19 protein-coding genes are annotated in these 21,233 nt (G+C 73.2%); 6 read left to right on the top strand and 13 right to left on the bottom strand.

Going from position 1 to position 21,233, the window contains the following annotated elements:
- The first annotated feature begins 63 nt into the window (after positions 1-63).
- Positions 64-1,053, top strand: a complete 990-nt coding sequence (locus tag ACFVHB_RS24185) for an aldo/keto reductase (RefSeq protein ID WP_380325933.1) — start codon at positions 64-66, stop codon at positions 1,051-1,053.
- 376 nt (positions 1,054-1,429) lie between these two features.
- Here ACFVHB_RS24185 and soxR read toward each other — a convergent pair whose 3' ends face one another.
- The gene (gene soxR, locus ACFVHB_RS24180) at positions 1,430-1,894 is read right to left on the bottom strand and encodes a redox-sensitive transcriptional activator SoxR (protein WP_380325930.1); all 465 of its coding nucleotides are present in this window, start codon (positions 1,892-1,894) and stop codon (positions 1,430-1,432) included.
- Between the two features lie 95 nt (positions 1,895-1,989).
- On the opposite strand from soxR, the gene fdxA reads away from it, so the two are divergent.
- Positions 1,990-2,322, top strand: coding sequence for a ferredoxin (gene fdxA, locus ACFVHB_RS24175; protein WP_380325927.1), 333 nt, complete (start codon positions 1,990-1,992; stop codon positions 2,320-2,322).
- Positions 2,323-2,448: 126 nt separating this feature from the next.
- Here the strand turns inward: fdxA and ACFVHB_RS24170 are convergent, their stop codons facing one another.
- From ACFVHB_RS24170 to ACFVHB_RS24120, 11 genes are all read right to left on the bottom strand, one after another.
- Positions 2,449-3,240, bottom strand: a complete 792-nt coding sequence (locus ACFVHB_RS24170; RefSeq protein WP_380325924.1) for a winged helix-turn-helix domain-containing protein — start codon at positions 3,238-3,240, stop codon at positions 2,449-2,451.
- Between the two features lie 640 nt (positions 3,241-3,880).
- A complete protein-coding gene (locus ACFVHB_RS24165; protein WP_380325966.1) occupies positions 3,881-4,429 on the bottom strand; it encodes an ATP/GTP-binding protein in 549 nt (182 codons plus the stop codon).
- Positions 4,430-4,538: 109 nt separating this feature from the next.
- Positions 4,539-5,006: a DUF742 domain-containing protein gene (locus ACFVHB_RS24160; RefSeq protein ID WP_380325921.1), complete on the bottom strand. Its 468-nt coding sequence runs from the start codon at positions 5,004-5,006 to the stop codon at positions 4,539-4,541.
- Positions 5,007-5,014: 8 nt separating this feature from the next.
- Complete coding sequence (locus tag ACFVHB_RS24155) at positions 5,015-5,434, bottom strand: roadblock/LC7 domain-containing protein (protein ID WP_380325918.1); 420 nt, start codon at positions 5,432-5,434, stop codon at positions 5,015-5,017.
- Between the two features lie 222 nt (positions 5,435-5,656).
- Entirely contained in the window at positions 5,657-6,253 is a 597-nt protein-coding gene (locus ACFVHB_RS24150; protein WP_380325915.1) for a hypothetical protein, read from the bottom strand.
- A gap of 152 nt (positions 6,254-6,405) precedes the next feature.
- On the bottom strand, positions 6,406-7,209 hold the full coding sequence (locus ACFVHB_RS24145; protein WP_380325912.1) for an exodeoxyribonuclease III: 804 nt from the start codon (positions 7,207-7,209) through the stop codon (positions 6,406-6,408).
- A gap of 154 nt (positions 7,210-7,363) precedes the next feature.
- Positions 7,364-9,160 (bottom strand): gamma-glutamyltransferase, encoded by a 1,797-nt coding sequence (gene ggt, locus ACFVHB_RS24140; protein ID WP_380325909.1) that lies wholly within the window; start codon positions 9,158-9,160, stop codon positions 7,364-7,366.
- A 239-nt stretch (positions 9,161-9,399) separates the two neighbouring features.
- Positions 9,400-10,461 carry an ROK family glucokinase gene (locus ACFVHB_RS24135; RefSeq protein ID WP_380325963.1) on the bottom strand — a complete coding sequence of 354 codons (1,062 nt, stop codon included), beginning with the start codon at positions 10,459-10,461 and terminating at the stop codon, positions 9,400-9,402.
- Between the two features lie 41 nt (positions 10,462-10,502).
- Positions 10,503-11,312: an ATP-binding cassette domain-containing protein gene (locus ACFVHB_RS24130; RefSeq protein ID WP_380325906.1), complete on the bottom strand. Its 810-nt coding sequence runs from the start codon at positions 11,310-11,312 to the stop codon at positions 10,503-10,505.
- Positions 11,309-12,340, bottom strand: a complete 1,032-nt coding sequence (locus ACFVHB_RS24125) for an ABC transporter permease (protein WP_380325903.1) — start codon at positions 12,338-12,340, stop codon at positions 11,309-11,311. Before ACFVHB_RS24125 ends, ACFVHB_RS24130 begins: the two co-directional genes overlap by 4 nt.
- Complete coding sequence (locus ACFVHB_RS24120) at positions 12,337-13,356, bottom strand: substrate-binding domain-containing protein (RefSeq protein ID WP_380325900.1); 1,020 nt, start codon at positions 13,354-13,356, stop codon at positions 12,337-12,339. The genes ACFVHB_RS24125 and ACFVHB_RS24120 overlap by 4 nt, the downstream gene beginning before the upstream one ends.
- 453 nt (positions 13,357-13,809) lie before the next feature.
- Between ACFVHB_RS24120 and ACFVHB_RS24115 the strand changes: the two genes are divergently transcribed.
- On the top strand, positions 13,810-14,913 hold the full coding sequence (locus ACFVHB_RS24115; RefSeq protein ID WP_380325897.1) for an alpha/beta hydrolase: 1,104 nt from the start codon (positions 13,810-13,812) through the stop codon (positions 14,911-14,913).
- Between the two features lie 163 nt (positions 14,914-15,076).
- Here the strand turns inward: ACFVHB_RS24115 and ACFVHB_RS24110 are convergent, their stop codons facing one another.
- Entirely contained in the window at positions 15,077-16,669 is a 1,593-nt protein-coding gene (locus ACFVHB_RS24110; RefSeq protein ID WP_380325894.1) for a PucR family transcriptional regulator, read from the bottom strand.
- Positions 16,670-17,090: 421 nt separating this feature from the next.
- On the opposite strand from ACFVHB_RS24110, the gene ACFVHB_RS24105 reads away from it, so the two are divergent.
- The 3 genes from ACFVHB_RS24105 to pucD are packed head-to-tail and all read left to right on the top strand — an operon-like array spanning position 17,091 to position 20,832.
- The gene (locus ACFVHB_RS24105; protein WP_380325891.1) at positions 17,091-17,978 is read left to right on the top strand and encodes an FAD binding domain-containing protein; all 888 of its coding nucleotides are present in this window, start codon (positions 17,091-17,093) and stop codon (positions 17,976-17,978) included.
- Entirely contained in the window at positions 17,975-18,463 is a 489-nt protein-coding gene (locus tag ACFVHB_RS24100) for a (2Fe-2S)-binding protein (RefSeq protein WP_380325888.1), read from the top strand. Before ACFVHB_RS24105 ends, ACFVHB_RS24100 begins: the two co-directional genes overlap by 4 nt.
- Entirely contained in the window at positions 18,460-20,832 is a 2,373-nt protein-coding gene (gene pucD, locus ACFVHB_RS24095; protein WP_380325885.1) for a xanthine dehydrogenase subunit D, read from the top strand. The genes ACFVHB_RS24100 and pucD overlap by 4 nt, the downstream gene beginning before the upstream one ends.
- Positions 20,833-21,233: the final 401 nt, after the last annotated feature.

The raw sequence follows: 21,233 nt of genomic DNA, 5'->3' as shown, positions 1-21,233 counted from the left end.
GAACAGCCCCCACCGCTCGTGCGCAGCGCTCGATCCCGGCCGCGGACTGGCAGGATGTCCGGCATGACCTACCTCGCCGCGGATGAGCGCTACGCCACGATGACCTACCGCCGGGCCGGCCGCAGTGGCGTCCGGCTGCCCGCCGTCTCCCTGGGCCTGTGGCACAACTTCGGTGACACCCAGCCGCTGGAGGTGCAGCGCGCGGTGCTGCGCCGCGCCTTCGACCGGGGCATCACGCACTTCGACCTCGCGAACAACTACGGCCCGCCGTACGGCAGCGCCGAGCGCAACTTCGGCTACCTGTTCGCCCAGGACTTCCGCCCGTACCGGGACGAGCTGTTCATCGCCTCGAAGGCCGGCTACGACATGTGGCCGGGCCCGTACGGCGACGGCGGCAGCCGCAAGTACCTGCTGGCCAGCCTGGACCAGTCGCTGGGCCGGATGGGCCTGGACTACGTCGACGTCTTCTACTCCCACCGCCACGACCCGGACACTCCGCTGGAGGAGACGATGGGCGCGCTGGACGCCGCGGTGCGCGCGGGCAAGGCGCTGTACGCGGGCATCTCCAACTACCCGGCGGAGCAGCACCGGGAGGCGGTGGCGATCCTGCGCGAGCTGGGCACGCCGGTGCTGATGAACCAGTGCGCGTACTCGATCCTCAACCGGTACGTGGAGGGCGGCGTGCTGGACGCGGTCGGCGACACGCAGACCAGCCTGATCGCCTACTCCCCGCTCGCCCAGGGGCTGTTGACGAGCCGCTACCTCTCGGGTGAGGTGCCGGCCGGCTCGCGGATGTCGGTCGGGCACTTCCTGAAGGAGGAGTCGCTGACCGGGGCCAAGCTGGAGCAGCTGCGCGCCCTCAACAAGGTGGCCGAGCGGCGCGGGCAGACCCTCGCGCAGCTGGCGCTGTCCTGGGTGCTGCGGGACGAGCGGGTGGTGTCGGTGATCATCGGTGCCAGCAGTGTCGCGCAGCTGGACCAGAACATCGACGCGCTGAACGGCGGCCCGCTGACCACGGACGAGCTGGCGGAGATCGACGCGCTGAGCCGCTGAACTCCCGCCCGGGGCGCCGCGGTCGCCGGGGCGACCGTGCGGGTGCGACCGCGCGGGCCCGACCGTGCGGTCGCGGCGAGGGGGTGCGGCCAGGGGGTGCGGGCAGGGGGTGGCCCGAGTCGCTCGGGCCACCCCGGCGACCTGCCCCCGCCGTGACCCGCGGCACGTCGGGGCGTTGTACCGTCCGCACACGTCCTTCGAGACCCCGGGAGCCCCCGTGCGGACGATCCTCCTGCGCACTCTGGCCCGCTTCGCCCGCCAGTTGGCGCTGACCTCACCGGTACCGCTCCCCCTCCCGGCACCGCCGGACCGGCGGGCCTGAGCACCGGCCGTCGCCGGGCCGGGCGGTCGCGGCCGGGCCCTGGGCCCGGAACCCTCACAGGCGCCGCGGGCCGGCACCGTCCTCGGCGAGCGCGTCACCGGGGTTCAGCAGGGCGCAGGCCTTCATCGAGAGGCAGCCGCAGCCGATGCACCCGGTGAGTTCGGCCTCCAGCCGTTCGATGGTCTGCCGGCGCTCCTCCAGGCGGCGCTTCCAGCCGCGCGAGGCGCGCTGCCACTCGTCGTGGCTCGGCGGCCGGTCGAGCGGTACGTCGGCGAACGCCTCCCGGAGGTCCTGCAGCGGGATGCCGATCCGTTTCGCCACCGAGATCAGGGCGACCCGGCGCAGCATGTGCCGGGGGTAACGGCGTTGGTTGCGCTCGTCGCGTTCGGACGCGATCAGGCCGAGCTCCTCGTAGAACCGCAGGGCGGACACCGCCGCCCCCGTCCGCGCGCTGACCTCGCCGATGCCCAGCCGGTCGTCGGGGGTCGCCCTGGCGTCGCCGGGCCGATGGGTCGTCATGCACCGCCTCCTCTTGACCTCAAGTTTACTTGAGGCCCTACGGTCGGCTGCGCCAGAGCGGCGAGCAGTACCGACCCGGAGAGGACGGCAGCCCGATGACGTTTGTGATCGCCCTGCCCTGTGTGGACGTCAAGGACAAGGCGTGCCTGGACGAGTGCCCCGTGGACTGCATCTACGAGGGGGAGCGGATGCTCTACGTCCACCCCGACGAGTGCATCGACTGCGGCGCCTGCGAGCCGGTCTGCCCGGTCGAGGCGATCTACTTCGAGGACGACACGCCGGAGCCGTGGCGCCCGTTCAACACGGCGAACGCCGAGTTCTTCACCGACCTCGGATCCCCCGGCGGCAGCGCGAAGCTCGGCCTGATCGAGAAGGACCACCCGATGGTGGCGGCGCTGCCGGTCCGGGACCCCGCCCGACCCGCCTGACCCGCCGGGGCGCCGGGGACGCCGGAGCGCCGGGCCCTCTCCTCGCCGGACCCCGCCGGACCAGCGCGCTTCGCCGGGCGCCCGGCGGGGTTCGGAGGAGAGGACCAGGGAACGCACCGGCGGCGGTCAGGCCACCGGGGTGTACTTGTAGCCGACCCGACGGACCGTCACGATGCTGTCGCGGTAGGCGGATCCCAGCTTGCGGCGCAGCCGCGCGACGTGGACGTCCACCGTGCGGCCGTCGCCGACGTGGCCGTAGCCCCAGACCGCGGAGACCAGGTGGTCCCGGGTGTGCACCCGCTGCGGGTGCTCGGTCAGGTGCGCCAGCAGCTCGAACTCCAGGTACGTGAGGTCGAGCAACCGCCCGTCGACGTAGGCGTTCCGGCGCTCCACGTCGACGGTGATGCCACGCTCGGCGGCGGGCCGCACCGGGCGAACGGCGGCGGGGGCGGCGTCCGGGGCGGCGGCGGGACCGGCCGCGGGGTCGGCGCCCGCGACGGCTCCGGCGGCAGCCGGCGAAGAGGCTCCGGCGGCGGACGGGTCGACCGGCGTCGCCGCTCGGGTCTCGGCGGGCACCAGCACCAGGTACCCGACCATCGGGTGACCGCTCGCGGCCCCGAACTGCGCACCGTACTGGGCGAGCAGGGCCTGCGGCAGCGTGCCCTGCGGCAGTGCGGCGACCACGGCGGCCCCCTCCGGCAGCGCGGCGAGCAGGGCCTGCGGGGCCTGGACGCCCTGCGGAGCGACGGGCGGGTGCTGGACCGGCGCGTGCTGGACCGGGTGCTGGACCGGGTGCTGCGGGCCGGCCTGGTGCTGGCCGTGCCACCGTTCGGCGGGAGAGGGGACGGAGCGGACCGCGCGCAGGTGCGGGGTCGCGGCGGGCAGGGGAAGGGTGGTGGCCGTGGAGGAGGAAGACATGGTGCCGCTCATTTCGCGCGTGACGGACGGGGTGGAGTCGTCTGCGCGTCGACCGGGCGTGCTGCCGAGGGCTGATCCGAGGTCAGCGGGCGGAGCGCCGGGACGCGCTGGGCGAACCCGGACAGGCGGCCTTGCCGCCGGCGGCGGTGACGGGAACGGTGGTGGGGCAGTCGAGGTTCACTGGGGCTCTCCGCTGAGCGGGTCGGGAAACGACAGTCGGCCGGACGGAGAAGGCCGGTGCGGGGAGGGAGTGGAGTCGACGGCTCGTCAGATCACGCGTCACACCGCACGGGACAGTCCGCAGGGCCCGTCCGGGACGACGGGAAGGGGCTGATCCGTCAGCGACAGCAGGCGCTGCAGATCAGCGCGAGGTCGATGTACCGGCGGATGGTCAGGGCCGGCGTGACCGGGACGGGGACGGGCGCGGCGGCGCGTCGCTGGTCGACGGTCATGGCCCTGCCCTCCCCTTCAGTGTCGCGCCCGCACGGGGCGCCGCTGCCGTTCCGAGGCGCCCGGCACCAGGGTGCGGGCGGCCTTCGTCCCCAGAGCCTTCCACGCCGGGCCGGTCAAGGCAACCTCCCGGACACAGAACGTCCGGAATGCGGACGGCCGTTTGAGACGGCGGCGCCCCGAAGCCCGGTCAGACCTGCGTCAGGGCCCGCCGGCGCCGGTCGGCGGCGTGCTCGACCAGCGCGACCAGCAGGTCCTTGCCGTCCTCGCGCCGGCGCGCGTCGCAGAGCAGCACCGGGACGCCCGGGTCCAGGTCGAGCGCGTCCCGGACCTCCTCGGGCGCGAACACCTGCGTGCCCTCGAAGCAGTTCACCGCCACCACGAAGGGGATGCCGCGCTGCTCGAAGAAGTCGACCGACGGGAAGCAGTCCGCCAGGCGGCGGGTGTCGGCGAGGACCACCGCGCCGAGCGCGCCGCGGGCCAGCTCGTCCCAGACGAACCAGAACCGGTCCTGGCCCGGCGTGCCGAACAGGTAGAGCGCGAGTCCGGGGCGCAGGTCGATGCGGCCGAAGTCCATCGCCACGGTGGTGGTGCGCTTGGCCTCCACGCCCGAGGTGTCGTCCACCGGGCGGCCGAGTTCGCTCAGCTCCTCCTCCGTGCGCAGCGGGCGGATCTCGCTCACCGCGCCGACCAGGGTGGTCTTGCCCGCCCCGAAGCCGCCCGCGACCAGGATCTTCACCGCGGTGCCCGGGCCGCCCCGCCAGGCGGGGTCGCCGGCGGGGTCGGCGGCCCCGCCGGCGGCGGCACCGCTCCCCCGGCCGGTGGCGGCGACGGCGTTCGCGTGGTGGTCAGAGCGCACGGAGTCCATTGATCACGTCTCGCAGCAGGCGCTCGTCCGGCAGCTCGGCGAGCGGAACGGGTCGGGTGACGCTGATCAGCTCGGCGTCGTAGAGGTCGCCGAGCAGGACGCGCACCACGCTGACCGGGAGGTCGGTGTAGGAGCCGAGCTCGGCGACGGACAGCGGCTCGCGGCGGCACCAGGCCAGGATGGTCTGGTGCTCCGGGTCGAGCACGTGCGCGGGCACGGCCCCCGCGTCCGGCCCGGGCTCGGCGGCGGTGATCAGCGAGATCAGGTCGAACAGGCCGTCCTCGACCGGCCGGGTGCGGCCCCTGGTCATCGAGTACAGCCGCACCACCGGCCCGGCGTCGTCGTCGAACCAGCGGTCGTCGACCGGGGTGCGCGGCACGAACAGGTCGACCTCGGGCTCGTCCCCGCCCGGGTCGTCCTGCTCGCTCGTCGGCTCCTCCTCCGCCATCGGGCCGCTCATCTCCCCGGCGGAGCGGCTTCGGTGCGCGGCTCGGCGGCCAGGTGCTCGCCGACCCGCTTGACCAGCAGGGCCATCTCGTAGGCGATCTGGCCGATGTCGGCCTCGGCCTCGCTCAGCACCGCCAGGCAGCTGCCGTCGCCGGCCGCGGTGATGAACAGGAACGCCTCGTCCAGCTCCACCATGGTCTGGCGGACGCCGCCGACCTTGAAGTGGCCGCCGGCGCCCTTGGCCAGGCTGTGGAAGCCGGCCGCCACGGCGGCGAGGTGCTCGGCGTCCTCGCGCGCGAGGCCGCGGGAGGCACCGGTGGCCAGCCCGTCGCTGGACAGGATCACCGCGTGCCGCAGGGCCGCGACGCGCCCCACGAGGTCGTCCAGGAGCCAGTTGAGGTCCCCGGCCGACTGCGTCGATGTGGTCATGAATCTGTTCCTTCCGCTGGAGCGGGTGTTGCGGGTACTGCGGGTGGTACGGACAGCGAGGGTGGTGCCGGTGGTGAGGGTCTTGACGTCGGGGTCCCGGCCGCGCGCGGCGCCGGGGGTGCGGACGGCACGCGCCGGGCGAGCGGCGCCGCGGCGTGGGGGGGCGGCGCGGGCAGCGCCGCCGGGGCCCCCCGCTTCCGGCACCGTGTGGGTGGCGCCCCTTCAGGCGGAGCCGGCGCCGGTGCGGCGTCGCAGCAGCCAGAAGCCGCCGATGCCGCCGACGACCAGCGCCGCCCCGCCGGCCAGCTCGGCCGGATTGCCCGCCACCGAGCCGCCGAGGCCGGTCTTCACCGCGCCGTGCGGGGCGACCTGCTGGCTGCCCGCGCCGGACTGGCCGAGGGATCCGGCCCACTCCCCGGCCGCCTCGCTCCACGATCCGAGGCCCTCCGCGGGCGAGGAGGAGGTCACGGTGGTCACCGTGACGCTGGTGGCGAAGGAGGCGCCGTCGGGGCAGGTGCCGTCGACCTTGTTGTCACCGCTGTACTTGCTCGCCAGCCGGGCGGAGCCGGTGTGCTTGCCGTCCGAGCCGAGCGTGAGGGTGGCCGGGCCGCCCTCGAAGGCCGGGGAGTGGGCGGTGATGGTCTTGGCGTTGGGCTTGTCGGACTTCTCGCAGGAGACCGTGACCGTCACGGTCTGGCCCGGTGCGGCCTGGGACGGGCTGACCGAGGCGGCGCCGTCCTTGGCCAGCGCGAGCGGGGCCGTCAGGCCGGTCAGCACCGTCGCGCCGATCAGGGCGGCGGCCGTACGCGTGGGGCGCATGCCGGAACCTCCGGGATTCTCGGGCGCAGCCGGGGACTCCGAAGTCCCCGTGGTCGAACAACTACACCCAGTCATTCACCGACGGTAGGCAGCCGCCCCCGGGCCGGCCACCGCTCTGGACCGTTCGGGGGAGACCCGGCTACCCGCCGTGACTAGAGGCTGAGGTCGACCACGACCGGGGCGTGGTCGGAGGTGCCCTTGCCCTTGCGCGCCTCACGGTCGACGTAGCTGTCGGTCACCGCGTCGGCGAAGGCCTTGTTGGCGAACGTGAGGTCGATCCGCATGCCGCGGTTCTTCGGGAAGGCCAGCTGGCGGTAGTCCCAATAGGTGTACGGGCGGTCGTACTTGAGCGGGCGGGGCACGACGTCCTGGAGGCCGGCCTCGGCGAGGGCGGCCAGCGCGGCGCGCTCGGTCGGGGTGACGTGGGTGAGGCCCTCGAAGGCGGCGACGTCGAAGACGTCCTCGTCGGTCGGGGCGATGTTGAAGTCGCCGAGGACGGCGAACGGGCGCGGGCCGGCGGCGTCCTCCAGCGCGGCGAGGCGCAGCGCCTCCAGCCACTCCAGCTTGTAGCGGTAGTGGGCGTGGTCGACCTCGCGGCCGTTGGGCACGTAGACGGACCAGACCCGGACCGGGCCGCAGGTGGCGGCGATGGCGCGCGGCTCGACGTCGGGCAGCAGGGCGCCGTCCGCCAGGTAGCCGGGCTGGCCGGGGAGACCGCGCACCACGTCGTCCAGGCCGAGCCGGGAGAGGATGGCGACGCCGTTCCACCGGCCGGTGCCGTGCGCGGCCGTCTCGTAGCCGAGCTCGCGGACCTGCTCGTACGGGAAGGCGTCGGCGGCGCACTTGAGCTCCTGGAGGCAGAGCACGTCCGGCTTGGCGCTCTCCAGCCATTCCAGGAGCTTGGGCAGCCGCGCGGTGACGGAGTTGATGTTCCAGGTGGCGATGCGGACGGTCACGGCTTGCGGCCTTCCCGGTGGTTCGGACGACGGGTGGGCGCCCGGCGGGACGCCCACCCCGAATCTACCGCCGCCCACCGACAAACCGGCCGGCGTCCGTCCTCAGGGCCCAGGGCCTCAGGGCCCTGGGCTCAGGGCCGCGGGGGCCCTGGGGTCAGGGCCGCACCACCGCCGCCGAACCGCCGCCGCGGCGCACCGGCTCGGCGGCCGCGACCCAGCGGCCGTCCGGCAGCCGCTCGACGCCGGTCGCGGCGCCGATCTCGGGGGTGCTGGTGAACACGTGGCCGAGCGCCTCCAGCCGGGCCCGTTCCGGCAGCGCCAGGAAGGCCGGCTCGGCCTGGGTGGCGGCCGTGTTGCGCTGGCTGGCGCGCGGTGCGGCGATCGCCTGCTCCAGGCTCAGGCCCCGGTCGAGGCGGCCGAGCAGCACCTGGAGCGTGGTGGTGATGATGGTCGCGCCGCCGGGCGAGCCGGCCGCGAGGAGGGGCTCGCCGTCGCGCAGCACGATGGTCGGCGAGAGCGAGGAGCGCGGGCGCTTGCCGGGGCCGGGCAGGTTGGGGTCGGGCACGCCGGGGACGAGCGGCGTGAAGTTGAAGTCGGTCAGCTCGTTGTTGAGCAGGAAGCCGCGGCCGGGGACGGTGATGCCGCTGCCGCCGGTCTGCTCCAGGGTGAGCGTGTAGGAGACGACGTCGCCCCAGCGGTCGGCGACGGTCAGGTGGCTGGTGCTGAGGCCCTCGTACGGCTCGGCGGCGGGCGCGGGGGCGGCACTGGCGCAGGCGGCCGGGTGGCGCGGGTCGCCGGGGGCGAGCGGGCTGGTGAGGGCGCGGTCGGGGCTGATCAGGCAGGCCCGGGAGGCGGCGTAGCGCTCGGAGAGCAGTTCCTTCACCGGCACGTCGTTGAACGCCGGGTCGCCGACCCAGCGGTTGCGGTCGGCGAAGGCGATCCGGGTGGCGTCCAGGAAGTGGTGGTAGTACTGCGTGCTGTCGTACCGGCCGAGCTCGCCGTCCTCCAGGATGCCCAGCGCCTCGCCGACGGTGGTGCCGCCGGAACTGGACGGGGCGATCGAGTAGAGGTCGTAGTCGCGGTAGGCGACGTGGGTGGGCTGCTGCCGGCGGACCTGGTAGCCGGCCAGGTCGGTGGCGTCCACCTTGCCGGGGCGGGCGTTGCGTCCGGAGGCGGGGTCGACCGGCGGGTGCTGGATGGTGCGGACGATGTCGGCGGCGAGGTCGCCCTGGTAGAGGGCCTTGGTGCCCTCCTTGCCGAGCTGGCGGTAGGTGGCGGCCAGGTCGGGGTTGCGGAAGGTGGAGCCGACGACCGGGAGCGCGCCGCCGGGCAGGAAGAGCCTGGCGGTGTCGGGGAAGTCCTTGAACCGGGCCTGGTTGAGCGCGGTCTGGTCCTGGAAGGTCTGGTCGACGGTGAAGCCCTGCTCGGCGATCCGCTGGGCGGGCTTGAGGGCGTCGGCGAAGGAGCGCTTGCCCCAGAGCCGGACGGCCGTCTCCCAGGTCGCCGGGGCGCCCGGCACTCCGACGGAGAGCCCGCTGGTGACGGCGTCGGCGAACGGCAGCGGCTTGCCGTCCTCCAGGAACAGCCCGGCGTCGGCGGTCCGGGACGCGGTCTCCCGGCCGTCGATGGTGGAGACCCGGCCGGTGGCGTGGTCGTAGTAGACGAAGTACCCGCCGCCGCCGATCCCGGCCGAGTACGGCTCGGTGACGCCGAGCGCGGCCGCGACGGCGACCGCGGCGTCCACCGCGTTGCCGCCCTTGCGCAGCACCTCGATGCCCGCGGCCGTCGCGTCGGCGTCCACGCTCGCCACCGCACCGCCCCAGCCGACCGCCTCCGGCACCTTGGGCGGCGAGGAGACCGGCGGGGCCGCCGCCCCGGCCGGCCCCGCTACGGAACAGACCAGCGTGGTGGCGAGCAGGATCGGCGGGGCGATGCGGGCCAGGGCTCTCATCCGGAATCCTCCTGAGTCGACGTCAACTCCGTTGTTTCACAGGAGCCATGACCTCGACAACAGGGCCGCGAGGCTACCAACGGGTAGTTGACGACGGGGCAGCCTTCGACTGGCGGCCCTTTTCGCCGACGGACGCGACCGCGAACAGATGACAGCTGACAGTCGACAGATAACAGCTGACAGATAACGTCATCTGTTATCTGTCAGCTGTTATCTGTTACCCGTCCGCCCGTCGCCCGCTACGGCACCGCCCTCTCCACCCGCCGCCGCTTGATGGTGCGGAACCGCCGGGCGACCTGCCGGGCCAGGTCGGCGGCGCCGACCAGGCCCGCCTCGTTGCCGAGGGCGGCGTGCACGATGGTGGCCTCGGGGCGGAAGCCGCGGCCGGTGAGGGTGCGGCGGAAGGTGTCCCGGGCCGGGGTGAGGAGGAGGTCACCGGCCTCGGAGACGCCGCCGCCGATGACGAAGCGGCCGGGGTCGAGCGCGGCCGCCAGGTTGGCGATGCCGACGCCGAGCCAGGTGCCGACCTCGTAGAGCAGTTCGGTCGCGGTCGGGTCGCCGGCCCGGGCCGCCTCGGTGACCAGCGGCCCGGTGATGCCCTCGACGGTGCCGCCGGCCCGCGCCAGCAGCGGCTGGACCACCGGGGACTCCTCGGCGACCAGCTCCCGGGCGTCGCGGACCAGGGCGTTGCCGGAGGAGTACTGCTCCCAGCAGCCCCGGTTGCCGCACGGGCAGCGGTGGCCGCCGGGCACGACCTGCATGTGCCCGAACTCGCCGGCCAGCCCGAACTTGCCGCGGTCGACGTAGCCGTCGCGGACGACGGCGCCGCCGATGCCGGTGCCGAGGGTGAGCATCACCATGTGGTCCTCGCCGCGCCCGGCGCCGAACCGCCATTCGGCCCAGGCGGCGGCGTTGGCGTCGTTCTCCACGATCACCGGGAACCGCAGCCGCTCGCTGAGCGCCTGCTGGAGCGGCTCGTTGCGCCAGTTCAGGTGCGGGGCGAAGAGCACCCGGGAGCGTTCGGCGTCGACCCAGCCGGCCGCGCCGATGCCGACCGCGTGGACGTCGTGCCGGTCCGCGAGCCGGAGCACCAGCTCGACGATGACGTCCTCGACCACCTTGGGGCTCTTGGACTTGTCGGGCGTGTCGGTGCGCAGCTTCTCCAGCACCTTGCCCTCCCCGTCCACGACGCCCGCGACCACCTTGGTGCCGCCGATGTCGACGCCGATGGTGGGCAGTCGCAGCAGGCTCGCGGGCAGGGCGCGGCGGCGGCGCTCGGCGCGCGGGCCGAGGCCGAGCAGGTTGGGCAGGACCGGCGGCCGGGTGGCGGCGTTGGGGCTGGTCACGGCTGCGGGCGCTCCTCACGGGGGTGGGGGTCGGTGGGTCGGCCGAGCTCGTGGGAGAGCTCGGCGAGGTCGGAGCCGCCGGCCATCTCGGTGGTGAGCTGTTCCAGGCCGATCCCGTCCCGGGGGTGGCTGCCGGCCATCCGGCCCCGCTTGAGCAGGGTGAAGTGGTCGCCGACCAGGTAGGCGTGGTGCGGGTTGTGGGTGATCAGGACGACGCCGAGGCCGGCGTCGCGGGCGGCGGTGACGTACTTGAGCACCACGCCGGACTGCTTGACGCCGAGGGCGGCGGTCGGCTCGTCCAGGATGAGCACCTTGGCGCCGAAGTGCACGGCGCGGGCGATCGCGACGCACTGGCGCTGGCCGCCGGAGAGGGTGCCGATCGGCCGGTCGACGTCGTGCAGGTCGATGCCCATCCGGGCGAGCGCCTCGCGGGTGGTGGCGCGCATGCCGTCGGCGTCCAGCCGCAGGCCGCCCCACCGCTTGTGCCCCCGCTCGGAGCCGAGGAAGAAGTTCCGCCAGACCGGCATCAGCGGCACCACGGCGAGGTCCTGGTAGACGGTGGCGATGCCGCGGTCCAGGGCCTGGCGCGGGGAATCGAAGCGGACCTCCTCGCCGCCGACCGTGAGGGTGCCCTCGTCGTGCTGGTGCAGCCCGGCGATGATCTTGATCAGGGTGGACTTGCCGGCGCCGTTGTCGCCGAGCACGCAGCTGATCTCGCCGGCCCGCAGGCTCAGCGAGACGTCCTCCAGCGCCCGGACGGTGCCGTAGGTCTTGCCCACGCCCTCCAGGGCGAGCAGCTCCGTCATCGCGGTCCCCTCTCGGCGCGGCGCTTGACCCAGGAGTTCAGCAGGGCGGCGAGCAGCAGCATCGCGCCGAGGAAGAACTTGAACCAGTCGGGGTTCCACTGGGCGTAGATGATGCCCTTGCTGGCCATGCCGAAGATCAGCGCGCCGAGCGCGGAGCCCACCACCGAGCCGTAGCCGCCGGTGATCAGGCAGCCGCCGATGACGGCCGCCACGATGTAGATGAGCTCGTTGCCGACGCCCTCGCCGGACTGCACGGTGTCGAAGGAGAACAGCAGGTGCTGGCCGAGCACCCAGGCGCCGAAGCCGACGCCGAGGTAGAGCACGGTCTTGGTCCGGGCCACCGGCACGCCGACCGCCCGGGCCGCGGCCGCGTCGCCGCCGACCGCGAAGATCCAGTTCCCGAAGCGGGTGCGCAGCAGCACCCAGCTGCCGACCGCGAGCAGGCCGAGCCACCACCAGACGGTGGCCTTGATCGTCAGGCCGCCGACGGTGACCTCGGAGGCGAACAGCCAGCGGCAGGAGGCGAAGCCCTCCATGTCGGAGATCGGCTTGGTGGAGACGGTGCCGGAGACCAGCTTGGTGACTCCCAGGTTGGCGCCGGTGAGCATCAGGAAGGTGCCCAGGGTGACGATGAAGCTGGGCAGCTTGGTCCGGCCGAGCATCCAGCCGTTGAAGAGGCCGACGGACAGCGTGACCGCGAGCGAGACCGCCACCCCGACCCAGGTCACGGCGGTCAGCTGGTAGCTGACCATGGACGAGGTGAGTGCGGCGGTGGTGACCAGCACGCCGGCCGAGAGGTCGAACTCGCCGCCGATCATCAGCAGCGAGACCGGCACCGCCATGATCCCGATGGTGGACGCCGCGTACAGCACGGTGCCCAGCGAGGAGACCCGCAGAAAGGGTTCGGCGAGGGCGGCGAAGACCAGGAAGACGGCGGCGGCGGCGATCAGCGCGCCGAGCTCCGGCCGGGCGAGCAGCCGGCGCACCGCCGCCGGGCGCTCCTGGACGAGGACGTCGGTGGTGCTCAACGCGTCCCCCTCGCGACGTACTCGGCGAGCGCGTCCGCGTTGTCCTTGGTGAGGATCTGCGGGCCGGTCAGCACCGGCTTGCCGCCGCCGAGCATGTCGAGGTTGGAGCGGTGGAGCCAGAGCAGGTCGACGCCCTCGTAGCCCTGGAGGTAGGGCTGCTGGTCGACGGCGAAGCCGACGCTGCCGGACTTGAGGCCGGCCACCACGGCCTGGCCCAGGTCGAAGGTGTCCAGCTCGACGGTGCGGCGGGCGTCCTGGGCGGCCTGCAGGCCGGTGGCGGCCATCGCGCCGGAGAGGGTGAGCACGGTGTCGACGGCCGGGTCGGCCTGGAGCTTGGCGGCGATCGCGGCGCGCGCGTCGGGCATGTTGACGCCGTCCACGTAGAGCACCTGGAACGAGCCGCCGGCCTTGGACTGGGCGCCGGAGCAGCGCTGCTCCTGACCGACGTTGCCCTGCTCGTGGATCACGCAGAGGACGTTCCGGCGGCCGCGGGCGGCCAGCTCGGCGCCGGCGGCCTGGCCGGCGGTGGACTCGTCCTGGCCGATGTGGGTGAGCGCGCCGAACTTGGCGGAGTACTCCTGGCCCGAGTTGATGGTGATCACCGGGATGCCGGCGGCCTTGGCCTTGCCGAGCACGTCGGCCATCGCGTCGCCCTTGGCGAGGGTGACCAGCAGGCCGTCCACCTTCTGGTCGATGGCGGCCTGGACGAGCTGGACCTGGTTCTGGGTCTGCGCGTCGTTGGAGTACAGGAAGGTGATGTTGTCCTTGGCGGCGGCCTGCTCGGCGCCCTTGCGCACGGTGTCCCAGAAGGCGTCGCCGGCGCCCGCGTGGGTCACCATGGCGACCTTCCAGCGCGGGGTGGTGACGGCGCTGCCGGCGGCGGCCGCGGCCTTGGCGCGGGCCTGCTCGGCGCGGAGGCCTCCGGTACTGCTGCAGCCGGCCACGGCGGCCAGCAGGGCCAGCGCGGCGCAGACGGCTCGGGACCGGCGGGAAGGGCGAAAGCGGGTTGTGCTCATCCCCATAGTCTGGCTGGCCGGTCGAGTGCGGCTCGCACCGCCTCGCCCGCCGCCCGGCTCGGCGCGGCGCGGCTCCCCTCGGCTCCGCCCGGCTCCCCCTGCCGCACCCGGCTCCGTCGGCGTCCCTCGGGGGTCCGCCCCGGTCCGTTCGGGTCCGTCCGGGCGGTATCGTGCCCTGTCGGGGGGCGATCCTGGGAGTCGGCTGGGCACCTCGTCCGGACGCGGGCCGTCAGGGTGGCAGACTATGGCGGGCCCGAAAAGGGATCACCACGGAAACGTGATGTTCCTCTCAGGTTCCGCACAGATTCGGACGGCAACCGATCCCCGTTTCAGGCCGTCCAATGCCATTGGAGCGAGTTCCGGGCGAGTGGGGCCCGGGGCGGCTTTGAACCCGGATACGAGAACTTGATGCAACTGACAGGTACGCCATTCCTCCTCTGCACGATCATCCTCGTGCCGATCTCCATCGCGGTGGCCCTGCTGCTGTGGGGCAAGGTGCGCGGACCTCAGCCGGTGCGGATCCTGTCCAGGCTCGCGATGATCCTCTTCTGCCAGGTCACGGCCGTGCTGATGGTCTTCGTCATGGTCAACAACGCCAACCTGATCTACGGCAGCTGGGACGACCTGCTCGGCACCGGCAAGCACGTCCGCGCGGTGCCCGCGGTGCCGCCGGCCGATCCGGGCCCCGGCGGCGCCGCCCAGCCCGGCGGCACCCAGGCGGGCGGGGACGCCAAGGCGCCGAAGGTCACCCAGCAGTTCCGCGGCGTCGACGACCCGAAGGTGCCGAACGACGTCCAGAAGACCGACCTCAAGGGCCAGCTGTCCGGCGTCGACGGCGAGGTGCTGGTCTGGCTGCCGCCGCAGTACCACGACCCGGCGTTCAAGGACAAGAAGTTCCCGGTCGTCAAGCTGATCCCGGGCTTCCCCGGCTCCTCCTCGACCTGGTACGGGACGCTGAAGGTCTCCGAGCAGCTGAAGCCGCTGATGCAGGAGGGCAAGGTCGCCCCGTTCATCCTGGTCTCGCCGCGCACCCTGCTGCTGGGCAACAGCACGGACGCCGGCTGCACCGACGTGCCCACCAAGGTCAACGCCGACACCTGGCTGACCCGGGACGTCCCGCAGATGGTGCTGGACAACTTCCGCGCCGACCCGTCCCCGGACCGCTGGGCGGTCGCCGGCTACTCGGCCGGCGCCCACTGCGCCACCAAGCTGGCCCTCGCCCACCCCAACCGCTACCGGGCCGGCGTCAGCCTCTCGGGCTACAACGACCCGGCGACCGAGAAGGACTCGCTGGTCGGCAAGGACCCGAAGCTGCGCGAGGCCAACAACCCGGTCAACATCGTCAAGAACGCCGCCCAGCCGCCGAAGGTCGCGCTCTACGTCTCCGGCAACAAGGGCGACGGCTACGAGGACGGCCAGGCCATCGCCGCGGTCGCCAAGGCGCCGACCACGGTGCAGGTCCAGGAGACCACCGGGCCGCACTCCAGCGACGTCTGGAAGAACATGGTGCCCGGCGTCTTCCAGTGGCTGACGGGCGTCATCCCCGCCCAGCCGTAGGCGCCTGACGCCCGCACACGGAAGGGCCCCCGTCGCGACAGCTCGGGGCGGGAGCCCTTCGCCGTACGCACGGCGGCCGCTGCCCGCGCACGGCGGCCGCTGCCCGCGGACGGCGGCCGTTGCGGGCGGCCGCCCTTGCGTGCCCGCGGGCCCCGGCGGACCGTCAGGCCAGTTCGAGGGCCAGGTAGAAGTCCACCCGGTCCTCCAACCGGGACAGGTCACGGCCGGTCAGCTCCTCGATCCGGCCGATCCGGTAGCGCAGCGTGTTGACGTGCACGTGCAGCTGGGCGGCGCAGCGGGTCCACGAGCCGTCCGAGCGCAGGAACGCCTCCAGGGTGCGGACCAGGTCCGCCTGGTGCTCGATGTCGTAGGCGATCACCTTGTCCAGCAGCCGGCTGCGGAAGGCGCGGCGGACCTCGTCCGGGACGGCGGCCAGCAGCAGCACGTGCGAGGCCAGCTCCTCCGGGCCGGCCACGCAGACCCGGCCGACCCGGGCGGCGGCGATCCGGCGGGCGTGCCGGGCCTCCTCCAGGGCGCCGCGCAGGCCGCCGGCCTCGGAGGCGGGGGCGGAGACGCCGAGGGTGATCCGCCCCTCGGAGCCGAGACCGGCCTCCAGCGGGGCGAGCAGCTCGCGCAGGGTGTCGGCGGGCACCGCGGTGTCCAGCGCGGGCAGCACCACGACGGCGCCGGTGCCGGAGCCGGCGACCAGGGCGCGGTCGCTGGTCCCGCCCAGCGCCTCTTCGAGGACCGAGCGCACCGCGCCGTCGGGCAGGCCGGTGCCGTCGGCGCTGAGCACCAGCCAGGAGCCGTCCGGGGCCTGCGGCTTGGGCTCGGGGGTCTCGTAGCGGGCGGCCATCGCCGAGGAGGCGTACAGGGTGCGGCTGATCTCGGCCGGGTCGGCGTCGCGCTGCAGCAGGGCGAGCACCTCGTCGGCGAGGCGGCGGCGCAGCCGGCGGCTCTCGTCCCGGCGGTGCCGCTCGGCGGCGACCAGCCGGGCCAGGTTCTCGGCGAGCTGCTGGCGCTTGCCGGTCCACTCGGTGACGTCGCCGGCCACCGCGAGCACCCAGTCGGCGAGCGGCGCCTCGGCGTCGGGGTCGGCCGGGGCGGGCAGCAGCGAGTAGGAGCCGGTGAGCAGCCGGGCCCGGTGCGGCGGGCGGCGGCGCTGGCGCTGGGCGCCCAGGTGGGCGCGGACCAGCTGGTCGCGGTCCTCGGCGGAGAGCCGGTCGGCCGGGCCGGCGATCACCGCGCCGGTGGGGGTGAGCACCCAGCAGTCGAGGTCGAGGTCGCCGCCGAGCAGGTCGAGGACGGCGTCCAGGCCGCCGCCGCCGGCCGCCGAGACCAGCAGGCGGTGGCGGTCGACCAGGGCGGCCAGGTCGGCCGCGCGGTCGGCGGAGACCTGCCGGCCGATGAACTCGGTGACGGTCCCGAAAGCGATGTCGTCGGGTACGGCCAACAGGGGCATCCGGTGGCGGCGGCACGCCTCGACCAGGTCGTCGGGGACGGGGCCGACCTCGGCCTCGCCGGCCGCCAGGGCGACGGCGCCGCCGGCCACGATGGTGCGCACGAACCGTTCGGAGTCGGCCGGGCCGGTGCGCCAGAGCATGCCGGTGAGCACCAGCTCGCCGCCGTGCAGGTACCGGCCGGGGTCGTGCAGGTCCGTGGTCATGACACCGCTGACCTGCCGGTCCAGCTCTTCCTCGGCCGCGAGCAGGCGCAGTCGCGGGGCTCCGGGGGCGAGCAGGTCACGGACACGCATCCGGGGACTCCTATCGGGCTGGGGGGTGAGGGTGGGGGGCCCGAGCGCTCGGTCCGGGGAGACAGTGTGCCCGAACATCTGTGCTCGGTGTTACGTACCGAGGGGTGCCCGGATCACGGGCCCGTAGCTTGGGAATCACGGCCGGATTACGGTCGTAGGTAGCGCCCGGGGAACAGCTGGGCTGCGAGATTGTCCGCCTTAGAGGAACGTACAGGATGCCGGGCGGGACCACAGCCGGGGCTTCATGCCATCGGTGACTCCCAGTGGGCCCGGTCACAGCGGTTCACTGGGCCACAAGCCGCCGGACACACCCAGGTGACCAGGACGCAACGCGAAGGCGAAAAAGCAGTAGCACAGTCCGAACACCGGAAGCGGGCACTGTGCCCACCGTCTGGCCGGCAACGACTTGAGGAGACACCGCATGGAGTTCCTTCGGCCCGCTACCTGGGACGAGGCACTCGCGGCGAAGGCTGAGTACCCGACCGCGCTGCCCATCTCGGGTGGTACGGACGTCATGGTCGAGATGAACTTCGACGTGCACCGGCCATCCGCGATTCTCGACCTGAACCGCATCACCGAGCTCACCGAATGGTCGAACGACGGCGACGTCGTCAAGCTCGGCGCCTCGGTCCCGTACACCCGGATCATCAACGAGCTGTCCGGGCCGCTGCCCGGCCTGGCTCTGGCGGCCCACACCGTCGGCTCGCCGCAGATCCGCAACCGCGGCGGCGTCGGCGGCAACCTCGGCGGCGCCTCCCCGGCCGGTGACGCGCACCCCGCGCTGCTGGCCGCGGGCCGCGACGTGTTCGTCGAGGCGGGCTCGGTGCGCGGCACCCGGATGGTCCCGATCGACGAGTTCTACGTCGGGGTGAAGCGGAACAGCCTGGAGGCCGACGAGCTGATCCGGGCGGTGCACATCCCGGTCGCGGACGGCCCGCAGCAGTTCTCGAAGATCGGCACCCGCAACGCCATGGTGATCGCGGTCTGCGCCTTCGGTTTCGCCCTTCACCCGAAGAACGGCACCGTCGGCACCGGTATCGGTTCGGCTGCCCCCACGCCGCGCCGCGCCGTCGAGGCCGAGGAGTACCTGCAGGGCGTGCTGGCCGAGCGCGGTCTCTGGGAGTCCGGCGAGCTGCTGGGCGCCGAGGTGATCCAGCGGTTCGGCGAGCTGGTGAAGGCCGCGGCCTCCCCCATCGACGACGTCCGCGGCACCGCCGACTACCGCCGGCACTCGCTGGCCGTGATGGCCCGCCGCACCCTCACCTGGTGTTGGAACGACTACAGCAAGCAGATCAGGAGCGCGGCATGAGGGTCACTTTCACCGCCAACGGCAAGCCGGTCGAGGCCGACGACGTCTGGGAGGGCGAGAGCCTGCTCTACGTGCTGCGCGAGCGGGTCGGCCTCCCGGGTTCGAAGAACGCCTGTGAGCAGGGCGAGTGCGGCTCCTGCACGGTCTACCTGGACGGCGTGCCGGTCTGCTCCTGCCTGGTCGCGGCCGGCCAGGTGCAGGACCGCGAGGTCCGCACCGTCGAGGGCCTGGCCGACGAGAACGGCGAGCTGGGCCTCGTCCAGCAGGCGTTCATCGACGCCGGCGCCGTCCAGTGCGGCTTCTGCACCCCCGGCCTGCTGGTGCAGACCGACGCCCTGCTGGAGAACGACGCCCAGCCGAGCGACAACGACATCCGCGAGGCGCTGTCGGGCAACCTCTGCCGCTGCACGGGCTACGAGAAGATCATGGACGCGGTGCGGCTGGCTTCCGCCCGCAAGTGCGCTGGTAAGGCGGCTTCGGAATGAGCACTCGCACGATCCAGGGTCAGAAGAACCTCCAGAACATCAACCAGGCCAGCAAGGACGGCATCGGCGGCTCGCCGCTGCGCCCGGACGGCAACCTGAAGGTCAAGGGCGAGTTCGCGTACTCGTCCGACATGTGGCACGAGGACATGCTCTGGGGTATGGCGCTGCGCTCGCCGCACCCCCGCGCGAACATCCTGAGCGTGGACGTCTCCGACGCCCTCAAGGTGCCGGGCGTGTACGCGGTGCTGACCCACGACGACATCCCGGGCTCGAAGTACTACGGCCTGGAGATCCAGGACCAGCCGGCCCTGGCCATCGACAAGGTCCGCTACCACGGTGAGGCGATCGCGCTGGTCGCGGCCGACCACCCGGAGACGGCCCGCCGCGCGGTGAAGAAGATCAAGGTCGAGTACGAGGTGCTCACCCCGATCGTCACCGAGGAGCAGTGCCTCGACCCCGAGACCCACGGCTACGTGCACGAGCCGCACGAGTACAAGTCGCACGGGTACGGCAACATCTGCCACGAGCAGAAGCTGGTCTCCGGCCTCGGCGTGACCGACGAGGTGCGGGCGATGGCGGACGTCATCGTCAAGGGCAGCTACGAGGTCGGCATGCAGGACCAGGCCTTCCTCGGCCCGGAGTCCGGCCTGGCCGTGCCCGCCGAGGACGGCGGCATCGACCTCTACATCGCCACCCAGTGGCTGCACGTGGACCGCCAGCAGATGGCGCCCGTGCTGGCCCTGCCGGAGGAGAAGGTCCGGCTCACCCTGGCCGGCGTCGGCGGCGCCTTCGGCGGCCGCGAGGACCTGTCGATGCAGATCCACGCCTGCCTGCTGGCCCAGCACACCGGCAAGCCGGTCAAGATCGTCTACTCCCGTGACGAGTCCTTCTTCGGCCACGTGCACCGCCACCCGGCGAAGATGACCTACGAGCACGGCGCCACCCGCGACGGCAAGCTGGTCTTCGCCGACGCCCGGATCGTGCTGGACGGCGGCGCGTACGCCTCGGCCTCGCCCGCCGTGGTCGGCAACGCCGCCTCGCTCGGACACGGCCCGTACGTGATCCCGAACGTCAAGATGCACGCCATCGCGCTCTACAGCAACAACCCGTCCTGCGGCGCGATGCGCGGCTTCGGCGCCGTCCAGGCCGCCTTCGGCTACGAGACGCAGATGGACCGCCTCGCCGCCGAGCTGGGCATGGACCCGGTGGAGTTCCGCCAGCTCAACGCGATGGCCGAGGGCGACTTCATGCCCACCGGCCAGCAGATCGACTCGCCCGCCCCGGTCGCCGAACTGCTGCAGCGGGTCAAGGACATGCCGCTCCCGCCGCCGCTGGACACCGAGAACCTGGACGTGCGCCAGATCCCCGGCGCACTCTCCAACACCTCGCACGGCGAGGGCATCGTGCGCGGCGTCGGCTACTCGGTCGGCATCAAGAACGTCGGCTTCTCCGAGGGCTTCGACGACTACTCCACCGCCCGGGTGCGCCTGGAGGTGATCGGCGGCGAGCCGGTCGCCATGGTGCACACCGCGATGGCGGAGGTCGGCCAGGGCGGCGTCACCGTGCACGCCCAGATCGCCCGCACCGAGCTGGGCGTCGAGCAGGTCACCATCCACCCGGCCAACACCGAGGTCGGCTCGGCCGGTTCGACCTCCGCCTCGCGGCAGACCTACATGACCGGCGGCGCGGTGAAGCTCGCCGCCGAGGCGGTCAAGCAGGCGCTGATCGAGAAGGGCCGCCGCCGCTACGGCTGGACCCAGAACGACCTGTCGCTGGTCGGCGGCAAGGTGGTCTCCGAGTCCGCCGGCGCGCTGGTCTCCATGGTGGACCTGCTCGGCGACGAGGCGATCGACCTCACCCGCGAGCACCACCACCGCCCGACCGTCCCGTTCGACAAGGAGACCGGGCAGGGCTTCGGCCACGTCCAGTACACCTTCTGCGCCAACCGCGCGGTGGTCGACGTGGACGTCGAGCTGGGCCTCGTCAAGGTGGTCGAGCTGACCGCCGCCCAGGACGTCGGCAAGGCGCTCAACCCGCTCTCCGTGGTCGGCCAGATCCAGGGCGGCTGCACCCAGGCGCTCGGCCTGGCCGTGATGGAGGAGATCATCGTCCGGGACGGCAAGGTGCGCAACGCCTCCTTCACCGACTACCTGATCCCCACCATCCTGGACACCCCGCCGATCCCGGTGGATGTCCTCGAACTGCCCGACCCCAACGCCCCGTACGGGCTGCGCGGGGTCGGCGAGGCCCCGACCGTCTCGGCGACGCCGTCGATCGTGGCCGCCATCCGCAACGCCACCGGCCTGGCGCTCAACCGGATCCCGGTGCGGCCCGAGCACCTGACCACCGAGGCCCCCGGAGCGCTCTAGCCCCGGACCCCCGCACACCTCCCCGGGGCGGCGACCGTCTTCCCCGCCGCCCCGGGGCAGCACCCCCAGCAGGGAGACGAGCACCACCCACCGAGCACCACAGAGCACCACCCCCCGAGCACCACCCGAGCACCACCCGAGCACCACCCGAGCAGTGAGAACGCACCACCAGCAGTGAAGAGCACCACCCATGCAGCACCAGAAGCAACGCGACCGCACCATCCCGCTGCCTCTCCCACGCCGGGGTTCTGCAGCGGTGCGCACCACCCTCACCCGGCCACCGGCCGGAGCCATCACCAGCAGCACCGCAGCACTGCCACAGAGTGCACCCAGTGAGTCGAATCGTCCCCCTGTGCCAACTTCGTTGACTGGCTGTCAGGTCGGCTCGCCCACCCCAACCC

It is taken from the genome of Kitasatospora sp. NPDC127111 (assembly GCF_042677465.1).
Lineage (GTDB): Bacteria > Actinomycetota > Actinomycetes > Streptomycetales > Streptomycetaceae > Kitasatospora.
This window is presented reverse-complemented; position numbering and strand designations above follow the sequence as displayed.